Source organism: Mycetocola sp. Y444 (assembly GCF_059445295.1).
This window is the reverse complement of the sequence record NZ_JCAIUB010000003.1, coordinates 320547-336955: the sequence shown is the minus strand read 5'-3', so window position 1 is coordinate 336955 and position 16409 is coordinate 320547. Positions and strand designations below refer to the sequence as shown.

The window sequence follows — 16409 nt, the reverse complement described above, 5'->3', positions numbered from 1 at the left end:
TACGGGGTCCTTTCCGGGGGTCACGCGGTCATGCTCGCTTCTGCGGCTCCAACGAACTCGTGTGCTCCACCCGTGACGGCGAACCGACTCCCGTCGGGCAGGATGACCTCGGCCGGCACGTCGTCGGGCAGCGCGATCTCCACCCGCAACTCACCGTCGGTGACCCGCCATGCACAGGACACCGGACCATTCGAGGTGCGGTACCGCGTTTCGGCCCAGTCAATTCCCGGTCCAGGCTGCGGCTGGATGCGCACGGATGCGTAACCAGGAGACGCGGGGCGGATGCCGCCAACCACCTGGTACACCCAGTCGACAACAGCTCCAAGCGCGTAGTGGTTGAAGCTCGTCATCTCACCGCTGTTGATCGTGCCGTCCGGCAGCATCGAATCCCACCGCTCCCAGATGGTGGTAGCGCCCATCGTCACCGGGTACATCCACGACGGGCTCTCCCGCTCGAGCAGCAGGCGGTAAGCGTCCTGCAGGTGACCCGTCTCCGACAGCGCCCACGTCACGTACGGAGTGCCGGCGAAACCTGTCGTCACCCGATAGCCCGACTCACGAACAAGGTCGGCCAGCCGGTTGCCCGCGAGTGCACGGAGTTCCCCCTCGAGCACGCCGAACGCGATCGCAAGGGCGTAAACCGTCGCGCAATCCGAACGCACGACTCCGCGGCTGTCGACGTAGTGCTCGACGAAGGCCTTCCGCGTGCGAGATGCCACCGCCCGCCAGCGTTCCGCATCCTCCCGCTTTCCCAGCACATCCGCCGCTTCCGCCGCGAAGGAGGCGGAGCGGTAGAGGCACGCGGTCGCGACCACGGAAGCGTCCGCCTTCGCGGCCGCCGGATCCTCCGGCGGCGCGTCAGGGTCCAGCCAGTCCCCCAGCTGATTGCCGCCGTCCCAGAGTCCGGTGTCCGAAACATCAGGCTCGATCGAATCAAGGTGCATGACGATAGTCGGATAGTAATCCGCCAGCCGGGTCGCATCCCCATACGACCACCAGAGCGCCTGTGGCACCCAGACAGCGGCGTCGCCCCAGACCGCGGTGGCGCGGTGCCACGGCAGGGAGAACCCGTCCGGGAAGTGCGCGTACTTCAGCACCTCCGGGACGATCAGCGGAACGACGTGATCTTCGGTGTGACGGGTCTCCTCAAGCAGGTCCCTGAGCCAGCCGTCCAGGAAGTCCGAGGTATCGAACTGGAAGTTCGCGGATGCCGCGTACGCTGCCAGGTCGCCCGTCCAGCCCAGGCGCTCGTCGCGTTGCGGACAATCGGTCGGGACGCTCAGGAAGTTTCCTTTCTGGCCCCAGACCGAGTTGTGCACGAGCTGGTTGACGAGCGGCTCGGAGCAGGTGAAATACCCGGTGCGTTCCATCTCGGAGTGCACGACAACCGCCTCGAGGCTGTTCGGCCCGAGCTCACCGGGCCACCCGTCAACGTCGATGTACCGGAAGCCGTGGAAGGTGAACGTCGGCTCGAAGCTGTCGAGCTCGCCCGAGAGAACGAACTCGTCGGTGGCCTCCGCACCGCGCAGCGGGCGCATGCCGAGTTCGCCGTCCTCGAGGACCTCGGCATGGCGAATGCGGATAGTGTCGCCCCGCCCGCCGCGGACGGAGAATCGCACCCAGCCCACCAGGTTCTGGCCGAAGTCAACGATGGTGCGCCCAGAGGGCGAGGTGGAAATCTCCACCGGGGACAGAACTTCGTTGCGCACGATCGGCGGCGACGTCTGCGGGAGCAGGGTCGCACGGTCGATGTCGACAGCGCGCACCTCAAGGGGCGCTCCGCCGCCGCGAAGATTCGCATCGATGGTCTGTCCGTTGTACAAGGAGTTGCGCGTGATGTCCGACTCCTCGGCCGTCCATGCGTTCGATGTCACGATTCGCTGGCTCGACCCGTCGCGATACGTGACTTCGAGGGCCGCCGCGACACTGATCTCATCACCGTAGTTCGCGTTCGCACCCGCGAAGCCCAGACGCCCGCGATACCAGCCGTTGCCGAGCAGGAGTTCGATACTGAGAGGGCCGACAGCCCGCGAGACGACATCCGTCACGTCGTATTCCTGGTACGCGAGACGCCACTCGTATGACGTCCATCCGGGGTTCAGGACCGACTCGGTGACCGCTACGCCATCGATTTTTGCCTCGTACACCCCGTGTGCGGTTGCGACGAGCGCGGCAGTGGTCACCTCGTCGCGGGGTTTGTCGAGAGCAGCCTCAAAGCGGAAGCGGGGGGCGATTCCCTCCGGAGCGGTCGCCGTGAGGAACGCCGCATCGCGGAGAGGGCTGAGTGCTGTCGTCATGATTCGTCCTTCTGCTTTCTCTTCGCCTGTCGGATGTTGCTGGCTGCGGCGATCACGCCGCGCGCTGCCTCGATCGCGCACGTGCGCACCAGCCGCGCAAGCGCGACCGAACGGTGATCCGCTCCGCCAGGGTGCTGACGCGGCCACGGGATGTACCCGAACGAGATTTCGGTCGCGGGGTCTGCGAAGGCCAGCGCGCCGGCGGCACCATCGTGCCCAAAGGCGCCGAGGCTGGCGTACGGCATACGCGGCTGCGGGAGCAGGAAGACCGCCCCGAAGCTGTTCGTCACGTCCAGGACACGATCATGGCCCCAGGAGCGCTGGATCGCCATGGCGCGAAAGACCCCGGGCGAGGCGATGGGGCGGGCAGCACCGGGGAGCGCATCTGCATACAGCCGCGCCAGGCCGCGCGCAGAGCCGACGCCACCGATCGCTGCCGGTCCCGCGCGGCGCACACGAGGATTGTTCGAACTGATGCCGCGGTCGGTCAGGTCGTCCGGCGCATCGACGTTGGAGAAGACAGTCTCGGCCAGCGCATCCTGCGGGGGACGCCCTGCGACCTCGCGCTCTTGCTCAGCGGTGAGAACCGGGGGCGCGAGCGGCACGTAACGGCCATCGAGGTCTTCCGGCATCCCGAGATAGAAGTCCGCGTCGCGAGGCCCGCGGATGGTCTCTTCGTACTCCTCCTGCAGCGTGCGACCCGTCGTGCGGCGGACCAGCTCCTCCATGAGGATGCCGATCGTCAGCGCGTGGTAGCCGAAGGCCGATCCCGGCGCCCAGAGCGGAGCCTGGGAGGCGAGTCGTGCAGCACCGAGCTCGGAGCGTTCGAGGAACTCCTCAAACGCAAGGGTCCCGGGCGAGAGCGCGGCCAAGCCGGCGCGGTGGGACAGGAGGTCGCCGACAGTAATGTCCTCTTTGCCGAGGGCGGCGAACTCCGGCCAGTAGGTGGCGACGCGACGGTCGAGATCGAGCGCACCCCGGTCCAAAAGTGACGCGATGACCAGCGCGGCCGCACCCTTGCTCACCGAATACACGCCCGTCAGGGATTCGGTGTCGAGCGCGGGGCCGCCAGCGAGGTCGACGACGGCTTCGCCATGGTGGAACACGGCGAGTTGAGCGCTGTATGCCGGCTCCGCCTCGAGGTAGTCCGCGAAGAGTCGGCGTACCGGAGCGAACACATCTGTGACGTCGGGAGCGGCTCTGGTCATGGGGTCTCCAGCGACTCTGTCGCGGACGGATCGCACGTCTGTAACCGGCGGCTTGACATCACAACGGGCACTCGTCCTCCATTGGCTCGGGCAGCAGCGGTGCTGCCGGGTGCAATGAAACTAGAATGGCGGTCATTGACTGGTTTTGCAAGTGCCTTGGTTCATCGCGAGTTCTTGAGGGCGTTCCACAGGCTCCGGATACGCCCCGGCATGTCCACACCATCCGGATTCAGCAACCACTGGATTTGCAGACCATCGGCCGCCGCGACGAGAAGCGACGCGGCATCCTCGGCGTTGACATCCGGGTCGATGTCACCAGTAGCCTGATGTGCGCGCACGTCCGCAGCGATCTGATCCAGCAACCACTCGTAGCGCTCCGCGAAGAAGGCGCGCGCCTCGCTGGCATCCGCTGCGGTCTCTGCCGACATCGCAACGAAGAGGCGCACGAGACCAGGCTCACCAGCATTGCGGTCGACGGCGCCGATCAGACGATCAACGGAGTGCGTGTGCACAGGCTCAGCCTCATCGGTCGAGCGATCATCCCGACGACGGAGCACCTCGAGGAAGAGTTCTTCCTTGGTGCTGAAGTGGTGCAGCAGGCCGGCCTGGCTCAAACCCGCCTGTCGCGCGACCTCTCGGACGCTCGTCCTGTCGTACCCCCTCTGCGCGAAAAGCTCGAGAGCCGCGTCGAGGATCTCGTCACGTTTGATGAGCCCCTTGGCATATGGTCCGCGCGTTGACATGTCGTCATGCTATGCCACACGGGCCGCCGTCCGAAAATAGTTCGTCGAATGGTTTTGCGTTATGCGTGGGCGGCACTGAGGCGTGCGAGCTCGCCCGGCGACAGCCTCAGCTCCCGTGCTCGCAGACCGTCTGCGACGGTGGCCGGACGAGTGGCCCCCAGGATCGGCACGATCTCCGGTGACACCGCCCGGAGCCACGCCAGCTGCACCTGTGCGTGAGAGACGCCTCGCTCGCGCGCGATCTCCACAGCCGTCGAGGGCGGTTCGGCGCCCGCCCCGCCCAGTGGCGAGTAAGCCAGGAACAGGATGCCGCGCCGGACACACTCCTCCGCTAGCGGCAAATCCCTGGGCCAGTTCAGTGACAGCCGGTTCTGCACTGCGGAGATCTCCGTGACACGCGACGCGCGATCGAGCTCGTCACGGGACACGTTCGAGATCCCAACGTGTCGCACGAGACCGTCACGTCGCAGATCGTCGAGAGCCTCCACACTCTCCTCGATGGGCACGACGGGATCGACGTGGTGGAGAAAGTAGAGATCGATCTGCGGCACGCCGAGCGCGCGCAGGCTCGCCTCGCAGTGCGCTCGCAGCGTCGAGGCGCGGCCGTCGACAGGGAACGCCTCTCCATCACGCCAATGCCCGCCCTTCGTAGCGACGAGAACATCGGCTCCCTCGAGCTGCGCCAGCGCCCGACCGACGATGACCTCCGCGGTCGATTCCTCGCCGCGCCGGGCATAGGCGCGCGCGGTGTCGACGAGCCGCACGCCGCCCTGCACAGCTCCCCTGATGGTGTCGACCGCGTCCTCGAGCGAACTCCCGCCAAAAGCGAACCCCGCTGTCCCCAGGGCCAGAGAGGACTGCGGCAGTTCGCCCCGCAGGGTCATGTGCCGCGGCTCACGCCGGACGGTCGTCGGGGGACTCGAGGGCCGTCTTGGCCGGGTCCCGCTCGATGACATCACCGAGAGCCTCATCAATGCGACGCAGCACCTCGTCGTCGAGCACGACACCGGACGCCGCGACGTTCTCCCTCACCTGCTCGGGGCGGGAGGCACCGATGATCGCTGCGGAGACGTTCGGATTTTGCAGCACCCAGGCGACGGCCAGTTGCGCCATGCTGAGCGAAAGCTCGTCCGCGATCGGACGCAGGCGTTGCACCCGTTCGAGTACATCGTCGCGCATGAAGCGGCCGATCATCTCGGAACCACCCTTGTCATCGGTCGCACGGCTGCCCGTCGGAGCGGCAGCCCCTGGGGTGTACTTGCCCGTCAGCACGCCCTGCGCGACCGGCGACCATACGATCTGCGAAACGCCGACTTCAACGGATGCCGGGATCACCTCCGGCTCAATGATCCGCCAGAGCGCTGAATACTGCGGCTGGTTGGACACAAAGGGAATCCGCAGTTCCTTTGCCATAGCGGCACCAGCCCGGATTTGGTCGGCAGTCCACTCACTGACCCCGATGTAGAGAGCCTTGCCGGAGCGCACGATATCGGCGAAGGCCACCATCGTTTCCTCGAGCGGCGTCGCCGGATCCCAGCGGTGCGCCTGGTACAAATCGACGTAGTCCGTGCCGAGTCGGCTGAGCGAGCCGTTGATCGACTCCATGATGTGCTTGCGTGACAGCCCGACGTCGTTAGGACCCATCGGGCCCGTCGGGAAGTAGACCTTGGTGAAGATCTCGAGCGACTCGCGCCGCTGGCCTTGCAACGCTTCGGCCAGGACGCTCTCAGCGCGGGTATTGGCGTAGACGTCAGCCGTGTCGAAAGTCGTGATTCCAGCATCCAGCGCCGCATGTACGCACGCGATCGCCGCGTCGTTCTCCACCTGAGAGCCGTGGGTGAGCCAGTTGCCGTAGGTGATCTCCGAGATTTTCAGTCCGGATGCCCCGAGGTGGCGGAATTTCATTTGTGAGGTCCTTTCGGGTGGAGCGCGATCATCCCTTGATCGCCCCCGCAGTCATGCCTTCGACGATCTGCCGGTTGAAGAAGATGTACATGAGAAGTGGCGGAATCGTGATGAGCAGAATGTCCGTAAAGAGGAGGTTCCAGGAGGTTGCGTACTGGCTCTGGAAGTTGAACAGGGTTAGCTGAACCGTCGCGTTCTCCGCGCCAGGAAGGAAGTACAGCGGGTTCGCGAAGTCGTTGAAGACCGCGACGGCCTGGACGACGATCGCCGTCACGATGACGCTCTTGAGCAGGGGGAAGGCGACTTTGAAAAAGAGCCGGATCGGCCCGGCGCCGTCGATAATTGCGGCCTCGTCCAGTTCCTTCGGGATCGTCGAGACAAACGAGCGAAACAGCAGGACACAGAACGCCATGCCGTACGCGACCTCGATCAGCACGAGACCGGGCAGAGTCTTGAACAGCCCGATACTCTGCAGCACCCAGATCGTGGGGACAACGGCGGGCGGGACGATGAGCCCAGCGAGGATCAGGAAGCTGAACACCCCGTTCCAGCGCGACTGCCGCCGAGCGAGGATCCACCCCACCATCGCCGACAGGATGACCATGATCGCCACCGACGCGACCGTCAGGATGCTGCTGTTGATGAACGCCGTCACCAGCATGAAGTCATTCGTCGCGAAAACCGCCGCCACGTTCTCGAAGAATACGAAATCGATCGGCAACGAGAAGTCCAGCAAGGAGGCCTGCTGCTGTGTTTTGAAGGAGGTGATCAGGATGAACGCGAACGGGATCAGGAAGACAACCGCCGAGACGATGATCGCGATGATCCCGACGAGGTGGCGTCTGCGGTTCTGAGTTCTCATAGGTCGGTCTGCTTCCGGTTAAACCAAAGGAACAGCGGCAACACGATCGCGGTCACCACGAGGAACAGGATGACGTTCCCGGCGGTCGACAGCCCGTAGAAGCCGGCCTGGTATTGCTTGAGGATCACCGACGCGATGACGTCGCTCGAGAACCCGGGTCCCCCTCGTGTCATCGACCAGATGAGGTCGAAGGATCGAAGCCCGCCGATGAGGGACAGAATGATCACGGTGGTGGTGGCAGGTGCCACCAATGGCACGGTGATGCTCCAGAAGTTCTTCCACCCACCTGCCCCATCCATGGTGGCGGCCTCGTAGTACTCGCGCGGAATGGAGACGATGCCCGCCATGAAGATCAGGGCCGCGAGTCCGACACCCTTCCAGATGTCGACGCCGATGATCGAATACAGCGCGAGGTTCGGGTCCGTCAACCAGCCGGGGCCCTGAATGCCAACCGCGGCGAGCGCTCGATTGATGAGGCCCTCCTCCGGGTCCATCAGGGCGCGGAACGTGATGCCGACGCCGATCGTGGAGACAAGCACCGGGAAGAAGATGACGGCTCGGAGATATCCCCTGGCCACGATGGGCGACGTCAGCAGGACCGCCAGCGCCAGCCCGAGGACCACCTTGAGGCCTGACGTCAGAACGCCATAGATCAGAGTGTTCTGGAACCCCTTGGTCAACTGAGGGTCGCGGAAGAAGAGGGAGAAATTGTCCCAGCCGATAAATTCGATTTCGTAAAGGTTCCACCGCGTGAACGCAAAGAAAAACGATGCGAACGTCGGGGCGAGGAACAGTACCGCGTAGATGACGCCCGCGGGCAGCAGGAACCAGTACGGATAAGTACTGTGGGAAAGGCGACCCGCGGTGCGGCGCTTCGGAGGCTTTCCTGCCTCACGGAGCGGCGGCGCGGAGGGTGCCAGCGTGCTCATGGGATCTCCATCCAGTCATGGGTGCCGGTGGGGACGGCTTTCGCCGCCCCCCCCACCGAGCGTTCGGTCATCGGAAGAAGGTCACCAGCCGTCGAGTCCGAGCTGCTGCGCCTGCTTCTCAACGTCCTGGTCATACAGCGCCGCGGCATCCTCTGCGCTACGGATACCGGAGCCGACCTCCACAAGAAGTTGCTCAAGCGCCGGGCCCTTGATGGGCGACAGGAACTCCAGGGCCGGAGCCACGCGCTCCTCGTCGAAGTACGGGTACATGTCCGTCACCATCCGGGGTGCGTCTTCGGGCAACTCGCATCCGTCGACCAGCATGGGGCCGGTGACACCGGACGCCTCGATCACGGCGTCGCAGCCCGCCGGGCTCGCCACGAACGCCATGAACTTCTTGACTTCCTCGGGGTGCTCGGTGTCCTTCGGCGCGTACACGGCTGCGGGGTACCACACGGTGCCGCCGTTGTCGGCCGCATCGTCACCGGGAACCGAGAAGTAGCCGATGTCGTCGAGGTTGTCTGGTGCGAGCGTCTTCAGTGATGAGTACAGCGCGGTGAACATGGGGTAGTGACCGGCTTCGCCCGAAGCCACTGCCATGAGCCCCTCGTCGAGGGTCGCCGAGGCAAAGTCCGCATTGAAGTAACCGCCGTCAGCCAGCTCCTGCAGCTTCGTGAAGCCCCCGATAGCCACCTCGTCCGTAGCAAACTTGGCCTCATTCGCCGTGTACTTGTCAGCCCATTCCGGATCGGACTTGTATACGTTGTAGAAGTCCGAAAGCGTGAGGATCTGCGCCGTCCAGGTGTCGGCGAAGGTCATTTGGACGGCCGTCTTGCCTGCCGCCTTGATCGCGTCGGAGTTGGACACGAACTCATCCCAGGTGGTCGGCACTTCCAGGCCGAGCTCCTCGTATACAGGGATGTTGTACAGGATTCCACCCGTGCCTGCGGAACCCGCAGGAGCACCGAAGACCGCGCCGTCCGACCCGGAGACGACCGAGCGGAATGTTTCGTCGAGGTCCCCGACCCATGGCTCGTCCGCCACGTTCAGCAGCGTCTGGTCGGGGTTCAAGCCCTGCAGCTGTGACCCGCTGTTGTACCAGAACATGTCGCCCACCTCGCCGGTCGCGAGACGGGTCTTGAGCAGGTTGTCGTATTCCGAGCCGGATCCGCCGCTCGAATCAACCTTGATCTTGATATCCGGGTTCTCCGCCTCGAAGGCGTCGACCAGTGACTGGGCGATGTCGATGTTCGTCTGCACGCCGCTGCCCTGCAGCCAGGTCAGCTCGACAGTTCCATCTTCGCCGCCTCCGCCGCCGCCGGAACAGCCGGTCAGCGCGATGGCTGCGGCCGCCATGAGGCCAACCGCTCTCACCGACTTGCGGGATCTCGATACTTGGGACATCCTTACCTCCTCGTAAAGCCGTCGCCAGCGACGGTGCCGTGTGATCCGCCTCAGGTGCTATCGAAAACTATTCGATGACGGGGTTTCATTATCGTATGGCCTCGCTGCCCGGACGTCAATGAAACGTTGCATTTCGGTGTCCGCACGGGTACACAGGCGGTGCGCACCCCTCGAAGAACGCGCTCAGAGCGGAGGACGGAGGGCCCACGAGATAGTCACCGCTTCGGCGCGGCCTATCCGTCCCCGCCCCATCCCGCTCAGCCCGGCCCTGCCGCCCGCGGCCATCCCCCCTTGCCCCCTTCGACCGCGGTCCATTCGCCAAAAATGGCTCCCTGTTCGACCTGTTATTGGTCGCAGGGAGCCATTTTTGGTAAAGGGGCGCGGGCCGGCGGCGCTCGGGCGCAGCCACCCGTCCCGCGCGTTACTGCACCGGGGCGTCCACCCGGGCGGCCCGGTACGCGAGCACCGCGTCGCGCGTGTCTTCGGCGACGAGGTCGACGTTGAGCGACACGACCGCACGCAAGCCCTCGTCAGCGCTGGTCACCACCTGCCCGGCCAGGTCGGCGACATTTCCCGCCGCCCACACGCCGGGGACCGATGTGGCGCCCATGGCATCCGTTTCGATCTGCATTCCCATGCCCATGGGGTGCGGCACGAGCCGTACGCCCAGCTGCGCTGGGAGGTCGGTGCGCGCCGTGAACACCGGCGCAACCACGAGGGCGTCGACCTGGTGGGCGGAACCATCCTCGAGCCTCACCGCGGTGAGCTGGTCGCCCGGGCCGTCGAGCGACTCCACCCGCCCATCGACGAGAGTGATCCCGCGGGCCAGCAGCTGCTCGGTCTCCTCCTCGCTCGGCCGCGGCGCGGTGTGCAGGAACAGGGTGATGTTCTCGCTCCACTGGCGGAACATCAGCGCCTGGTGCACTGCTTTGGGGCTCGTCGCGAGCACTCCGATTGCACGGTCGCGCACTTCCCAGCCGTGGCAATACGGGCAGTGCAGCACGCTCTTCCCCCAGCGCTCCCGCAGGCCGGGCACATCGGGCAGTTCGTCGACCAGCCCGGTGGCGATGAGGATGCGACGCCCGGTGAAGGTATCGCCGGCGGCCGTCGTCACCGTAAACCCGTTCTCACCCTTCGAGGCCGACACCGCAACACTGTCCCGGAGCCGCGCGCCATACCGCTCCGCTTCAGCCCGGCCGAGCCTGAGCATCTCACTCGGTCGGATCCCGTCCTGGCTCAGGTAGTTATGCACACCGGATGCCGGTGCGTTGCGTGGTTCACCACCATCGAGCACGACGACGGAACGGCGAGCGCGCCCGAGGGCGACGGCGGCACTGAGCCCGGCGGCACCGCCACCGATGATGACAACGTCGAAACGCAAAGGTGAGGAAATAGTCATGAAGCAATGCTGAGTGAGGAGCACGCTCGGATCAAGAGCGGTGTCAAATTAGCGACGGAAGTTCCACCGGACGACACTCAAACTCTTACTGCCGCGCTCCCCGCGACTTTTGCGCCGGCGGCTAGAGCTCAGCCTCGGCAATCACCTCGGGGCGGAGCAGCGTCGATGCGTTCAGGAATTCGAACCCGAGGAGCCTGCCGTTCGCGTCGAAGTCGGCATTGATCGTGCCGGCCTGGCTGGGCGTTTCGATCTCGACGGTGCGGGCGACCTCGCCCGGCCGGATCGGGCTGCCAAGCGTCAGGTAGGCGGCATCCACCTCGGGGTCATAGGTCAGCATGGATCGAGGATAGACCGTCCGCGGCGGCGGCGGCCCGTTGGCCGGGCTGCCGCGCTGCCGGGCTGCCGGGCTGCCGGGCTGCCCGGCGAACTTTGCCAGATCCAGAGCGAACGGATGCACGCACGCGCGCTCCTCACGCCCAGCACCAAACCTCTGACCGGGCGACTACAGCTCAAGCAGCTCCAGGTGCACGGTGACGGGGTCGCCCTCGTCGATCCCCTCGGCAACGCGCACTGACTTCTTCATCAGCAAGACGTAAACGCCTTCTGCGGCGCCGGGAAACACCGAGGTGTCCCAGGTCGAGTTGCCTACCGTGGCCCGGACTTTGACCGCACCGAAACCCGATGGCATCCGCGGGATTTTGCGAATGTCGGCGCTCTCCTCCTCGGGAACCGAGACGAAGTACCACGAGGCCCTCGCGCTCCATTCCCAGAGCGGGGCGGTGAAGGTGAAGTGCATGCTTGATGCTAACCCGGGGTCGGGTCCGTGCCCGGCGCTGCGTGCCGCTCGCCGTCCGCCCTCGCCCTTCGCGCCTCCGCCGCCCCACCCACCGCTGCACTTCCATGCCCGCGCTGCACATACTTCTGTAGCGCGGGCATGCATCTGCAGCGCTCGAGCGCCGAGCCGAGCCGCCCTGCGCCGCCGAGCGCCGCCGCCACCCCACCGGCACACCCGGCCCCCGCGATCTAGACTCGGTAAGTGCCACTCCGTATCCTCCTGGTCAGCCTCCACACGTCCCCCGACGACGATCCGGGCACCGGCGACGTCGGCGGCATGAACGTCGCCGTCCGGGCAACGGCCCTCGAGCTCGGCGCGCTCGGCCACACTGTCGACATCGTGACGCGACGCACCTCGCCGGATATGGCATCCGCTCACCCCATCGCACCCAACGTGATGCTGCACCACGTCGCCGCGGGCCCGCCCGAGCGGCGGGTAAAGGGCGACAACGAGGGCTACATCGACGAGTTTGCGCGGGCGCTCGACGGGTTCGGCGAGGTCGACATCATCCACTCGCACCACTGGTTCTCGGGCATGGCCGCCCTCGACGTCGCGCGCCGCCGCGGCATCCCGCATGTGCAGAGCTTCCACAGCATCGCCGCCGACCCGGCGACCCCGCTCTCGGAGGGCGAGCGCCCGGAATCGCCGGGTCGCATGCGGGGCGAGGAACGCCTTGCTCGTGAATCGGATGCCGTCATCGCCATTAGCGCCGCCGAGCGCGACACCGTCGTGAACCGGCTGGGCGCGCCCGAGTCGCGCGTGGTGGTCGTGGCACCCGGCGTCGACAGTGAACTGTTCTCGCCGCTCGTGAAGCCGTCGAGCGAGCGCCCCGGCTACGTCGTCGTCGCCGCACGGATCGAACCCCTCAAGGGGCTCGACCTCGCGATGAAAACCCTCGCCGCCCTGCCAGCGACCGGGCGACCCGACCTCGTCGTCGCGGGCGGACCGACCACCGGACACGAGGCATACGCCGCCGAACTCCGGACGCTGGGTGATGAGATGGGCATCTCGGTGCGCTTCGTCGGCCCGCAGTCACGCCCGAAGCTTGCAGCGCTGCTCCGCGGGGCGCGCATGCTGCTCGTGCCGTCACACTCCGAGACCTTCGGCCTCGTGGCGCTCGAGGCCGCGGCGAGCGGCATCCCGGTCGTCGCGATGCGATCGGGCGGTCTCGTCGAGGCGGTCGAGCACGGTGTCACCGGGTTGCTCGTGAACTCCCGCGATCCTGCAGCGTGGACGGATGCCGTCGGCCACCTCCTCGCGGACGACGCCTTGGCGCACCAGCTCGGCAACGCCGGACGCGAACGAGCCCTCACCTTCACCTGGCGGCGCAGTGCGGTCGAGACCGCCGACGTGTACGCCCGGTTGATCGCGGCGTCGAGCGGGGCGGCGTCGTGACCGGAGCATTTGACAGGGAAGATTCCGCGCCCGGCATCAACCCGAGCGAGGGCATAACGGCACCGGCATATAGAACGGACGCCAGCGACCGAGGGGCAATAGCGACCGAGCCGGAGCCCGCCGACGCAACCGCGAGCATCCTCACCGGCATGCACTCAGTGCTGCTCGCGCACGCCCACCCCGACGACGAGACCCTCGCCACCGGCGCCCTCATCGCCGAACTCGTCGCGCGCGGCATTCGGGTCACTCTGCTGACCGCCACCCGCGGCGAACAGGGTGAAGTCGTGGCCGGGCCACTGTCGCCGCTCGCCGGCACCCCCGAACTCACGGTCGAACGCGAACGCGAACTCGCCGGCGCGATCGCCGTGCTCGGCATCACCGACCACTACTGGCTCGGCACGCCACCCGCGCGGGCTGCCGGGCTGCCGCAACACACCTACCGTGACTCGGGCATGGCCTGGATCACCGAGGGCGTCGCCGGTCCTGCCGACGACGCGCCCACCGATGCACTCGCCCTCGCCGACCTCGCCGACGTCAGCACCGATGTCGCCGCCCTGATCGCGACGGTGCAACCCGACCTCGTGATCAGCTATGACGCTCACGGCGGCTACGGGCACCCCGACCACGTGCGCATCCGCGATGCCGCGCTGCAGGCATCCGTCGCCCTCAACATTCCGTTCGCGGAGATTCGCGAGCAGCCAGCGCCGGGTGTGGAGTGGTTCGAGCTCGAACACTGTCGCAACACGATGACGGATGCCCTGCGTCACCATGCGAGCCAGCTCACCGTGTTCGGCGATGAGGTCGTGCACTCGGGCGGGCAGAGGGAGCCGATCCACCCGAGTGTGGGCCTCCGGATCGTCGACCCGCCCGCTTCAAACTAGAGCCGAGGACGCCGAGCGCCGCTGCCGCTCGTACGGTGCCCGAGCCTTCGGGCGGAGAATCGCGGGCCGCGGCGACGCATTGCCCACAGACCCTACGATTTACCTCCCGAAACACATCGGAGAGCTGCGGTGTTCGCGGGAAGAAAGCCCGGGCACCCCGGTTTCGGGAGGAGATACGCAGCACCCGACGACCCATAGCCGCTACACCCCACGTTTTACCTCCCGAAACACACCCGACCGCCGCGGGCCGGCCCGACACATGCGGGAAGCCCCGCGCATCATCTGCAATGATTTCCCCATGCGCCACACGCCCTCATACGTCGTCACCGATCCCGAAGAAGTAAAGCGGCTCATCCGCGGAAACGCGTGGGCGACCATCGTCTCCAACACCGCGAAAGGCCTCGTCGCCTCGCACTACCCGGTGATCCTCGAGGAGGATCGCGAGGGCATCAGCATCGTCAGCCACGTCGGACGCCCCGACGACCGCGCACTCGAACTCGGCCAGCACGAGGTGATGGTCATCATCCAGGGCCCGCACGGCTACGTATCGCCGAGCTGGTACGGCGACCAGCCCGCCGTGCCCACCTGGAACCACGTCACCGCGCACCTCTACGGCGTACCCGAAATCCTCAGCGACGAGGAGAACTGGCGCGTTCTCAGCGAGCTGGTGAGCCACTTCGAGCACAAACTGCCCGAGCCCAAGCTGCTCGAAGACAACGAGGAATACGGGCGGCGCATCGTCTCGGGTACCGTCGGGTTCCGGATGCTGGTGACACGGTTCGAAGCACGCTCGAAGCTCAGCCAGGACAAGCCAGCGGATGTCGTCGACAACGTCATGACCGAACTCGAGCACGGCGCAAACTACGCCCATCCCGACCTCGCTGCGGAGATGCACCGGGTCCACGACGGCGCGGCCCTCGGCAACGACAACAGCGGCGACGGCCGGCAGGCCAGCACCGCCCACGCCGAGAAGACCGACACGGCCGACGCCGCGGACACCGCGCCCGACTCCAGCCGCACCGCCGCCACCCACACCAGCAACGCCACCCCCCGAATCCCCGAGTCGTGAGCGCAGAACCCGACAGCCTCGTCCTCCGCGAGGCCCGCATCGGCGAGCGCGTCACCGACGTTCTGATCACCGACGGCCGTATCGCGAAGATTGCCGACGGCATCCGCTCGAGCGCTGAAGAGGTGGCGCTCGACGGCCGCTGGCTGATCCCCGGGCTGTGGGACGAGCACGTGCACTTCAACCAGTGGGCGCTCAAGACCCGGCGACTCGACGTGTCGACCGCGGCAAGCGCTCGCGAGGCCGCCCGGATGACCCACGACGCCCTCATCGCGGCCGGCCCGCAGCCGGTCGACGCCACGGGCCGCCCGCTCACCTTCGTCGCGAATGGATTCCGCGACGGCGTCTGGCCCGACGCCCCGAACCTCGCCGACCTCGACGCCGCTGGCAACGGCGTCCCGATCGTGCTGATCAGCTTCGACCTGCACTCGGTCTGGCTCAACACCGTCGCCCTTGAGATCTTCGGCCACGCCGGCCACCCGACCGGGCTGCTCCGCGAAACGCCCGCGTTCGAGATCGAGAACCTCGTCAACGCGGTTCCGGACTCGATCCTCGATCCGATGGTGAACGATGCAGCAACGGATGCCGCCTCCCGCGGCATCGTCGGAATCGTCGATCTCGAGATGGCCTGGAACCTCGAAAGCTGGGAGCGCCGCATGGCCGCCGGCGCCAACTCACTCCGCGTCGAGTTCGGCATCTACACCCAGCACATCGACCGCGCGATCGCGGAGGGGCTATACACCGGGCAGCGGATCAACGAACTCCTCAGTGTCGGCAGGCACAAGATCATCACCGACGGGTCGCTGGGTACACGCACGGCGTTCTGCTTCGACGAGTATCCCGGCATGGCCGGGCAGCCGGACGCGCACGGCATCCTCGTGGTCCCGCCCACCGAGCTCGCCGCACTGCTAGCCCGCTCGGCAGAAGCCCGACTGCAGGCGACCGTGCACGCGATCGGCGACCGCGCCAACTCCCACGTGCTCGACGCCTTCGAGGCGCTCGGCGTCACCCACGGCAGGATCGAGCACGCCCAGCTCGTCACCGACGCGGACGTCGCTCGGTTCGCCGCCCTCGGCGTCGACGCCAGCGTGCAGCCGGAACACGCCATGGACGACCGCGACATCGCCGACCGGTTCTGGCCCGACCGCACCGCCAACGCCTTCATGCTGCGCTCGTTCGCCGACGCCGGCGTTCGGCTCGTGATGGGCTCGGACGCCCCCGTCGCTCCCCTCGACCCGTGGATCACGATCGCGGCAGCCGTCGGCCGCGCGCGTGACGGTCGCGACCCGTGGCACGTCGAGCAGGCGCTGACGGCTGAGCAGGCCCTGGCGGCGAGCGCGCGAACGGATGTCGCGGTGGGCGCGATCGCGGACCTCGCGATCGTCGAGGCCGATCCGTTCACGTCGCCGCCCGAGCAGCTGCGCAGCCAGAGGGTCGCCGGCACCCTCCTCGGCGGACGCTGGACCCACAACGCCCTGTAGGCGC

At 66.7% G+C, this 16409-nt stretch carries 15 protein-coding genes; 4 read left to right on the top strand and 11 right to left on the bottom strand.

All coding sequences use genetic code 11. From position 1 onward, the window contains the following. Positions 1 to 20: 20 nt before the first annotated feature. From AC1C2M_RS13075 to AC1C2M_RS13025, 11 genes are all read right to left on the bottom strand, one after another. On the bottom strand, positions 21 to 2297 hold the full coding sequence (locus tag AC1C2M_RS13075) for an alpha-L-rhamnosidase (RefSeq protein ID WP_495436956.1): 2277 nt from the start codon (positions 2295 to 2297) through the stop codon (positions 21 to 23). Further along, entirely contained in the window at positions 2294 to 3505 is a 1212-nt protein-coding gene (locus AC1C2M_RS13070) for a serine hydrolase domain-containing protein (RefSeq protein WP_495436954.1), read from the bottom strand. The genes AC1C2M_RS13075 and AC1C2M_RS13070 overlap by 4 nt, the downstream gene beginning before the upstream one ends. A 161-nt stretch (positions 3506 to 3666) precedes the next feature. Next, entirely contained in the window at positions 3667 to 4248 is a 582-nt protein-coding gene (locus AC1C2M_RS13065) for a TetR family transcriptional regulator (RefSeq protein ID WP_483406396.1), read from the bottom strand. Positions 4249 to 4307: 59 nt separating this feature from the next. Beyond that, positions 4308 to 5132 (bottom strand): aldo/keto reductase, encoded by an 825-nt coding sequence (locus tag AC1C2M_RS13060; protein ID WP_495436952.1) that lies wholly within the window; start codon positions 5130 to 5132, stop codon positions 4308 to 4310. A gap of 10 nt (positions 5133 to 5142) precedes the next feature. Then, positions 5143 to 6153, bottom strand: coding sequence for an aldo/keto reductase family protein (locus AC1C2M_RS13055; protein ID WP_483406398.1), 1011 nt, complete (start codon positions 6151 to 6153; stop codon positions 5143 to 5145). Positions 6154 to 6181: 28 nt separating this feature from the next. Further along, entirely contained in the window at positions 6182 to 7015 is an 834-nt protein-coding gene (locus tag AC1C2M_RS13050; protein ID WP_108963458.1) for a carbohydrate ABC transporter permease, read from the bottom strand. Continuing rightward, a complete protein-coding gene (locus tag AC1C2M_RS13045; protein WP_495436951.1) occupies positions 7012 to 7944 on the bottom strand; it encodes a carbohydrate ABC transporter permease in 933 nt (310 codons plus the stop codon). Before AC1C2M_RS13045 ends, AC1C2M_RS13050 begins: the two co-directional genes overlap by 4 nt. Positions 7945 to 8025: 81 nt before the next feature. Beyond that, on the bottom strand, positions 8026 to 9348 hold the full coding sequence (locus AC1C2M_RS13040; RefSeq protein WP_495436949.1) for an ABC transporter substrate-binding protein: 1323 nt from the start codon (positions 9346 to 9348) through the stop codon (positions 8026 to 8028). Between the two features lie 421 nt (positions 9349 to 9769). Beyond that, positions 9770 to 10747: an NAD(P)/FAD-dependent oxidoreductase gene (locus tag AC1C2M_RS13035; RefSeq protein WP_495436947.1), complete on the bottom strand. Its 978-nt coding sequence runs from the start codon at positions 10745 to 10747 to the stop codon at positions 9770 to 9772. Positions 10748 to 10868: 121 nt separating this feature from the next. Continuing rightward, complete coding sequence (locus tag AC1C2M_RS13030; protein WP_495436946.1) at positions 10869 to 11204, bottom strand: DUF2283 domain-containing protein; 336 nt, start codon at positions 11202 to 11204, stop codon at positions 10869 to 10871. A 45-nt stretch (positions 11205 to 11249) separates the two neighbouring features. After that, positions 11250 to 11543: a DUF1905 domain-containing protein gene (locus AC1C2M_RS13025; protein WP_495436945.1), complete on the bottom strand. Its 294-nt coding sequence runs from the start codon at positions 11541 to 11543 to the stop codon at positions 11250 to 11252. A gap of 240 nt (positions 11544 to 11783) precedes the next feature. On the opposite strand from AC1C2M_RS13025, the gene AC1C2M_RS13020 reads away from it, so the two are divergent. The 4 genes from AC1C2M_RS13020 to AC1C2M_RS13005 all read left to right on the top strand — a co-directional run bounded on the left by AC1C2M_RS13020 (position 11784) and on the right by AC1C2M_RS13005 (position 16405). After that, complete coding sequence (locus AC1C2M_RS13020; protein ID WP_495436943.1) at positions 11784 to 12977, top strand: glycosyltransferase; 1194 nt, start codon at positions 11784 to 11786, stop codon at positions 12975 to 12977. Next, positions 12974 to 13858, top strand: a complete 885-nt coding sequence (locus AC1C2M_RS13015; protein ID WP_495436941.1) for a PIG-L deacetylase family protein — start codon at positions 12974 to 12976, stop codon at positions 13856 to 13858. Before AC1C2M_RS13020 ends, AC1C2M_RS13015 begins: the two co-directional genes overlap by 4 nt. 298 nt (positions 13859 to 14156) lie before the next feature. Further along, the gene (locus tag AC1C2M_RS13010) at positions 14157 to 14927 is read left to right on the top strand and encodes an FMN-binding negative transcriptional regulator (RefSeq protein ID WP_495436940.1); all 771 of its coding nucleotides are present in this window, start codon (positions 14157 to 14159) and stop codon (positions 14925 to 14927) included. Continuing rightward, positions 14924 to 16405 (top strand): amidohydrolase, encoded by a 1482-nt coding sequence (locus AC1C2M_RS13005; protein WP_495436939.1) that lies wholly within the window; start codon positions 14924 to 14926, stop codon positions 16403 to 16405. The genes AC1C2M_RS13010 and AC1C2M_RS13005 overlap by 4 nt, the downstream gene beginning before the upstream one ends. Positions 16406 to 16409 lie beyond the last annotated feature (4 nt).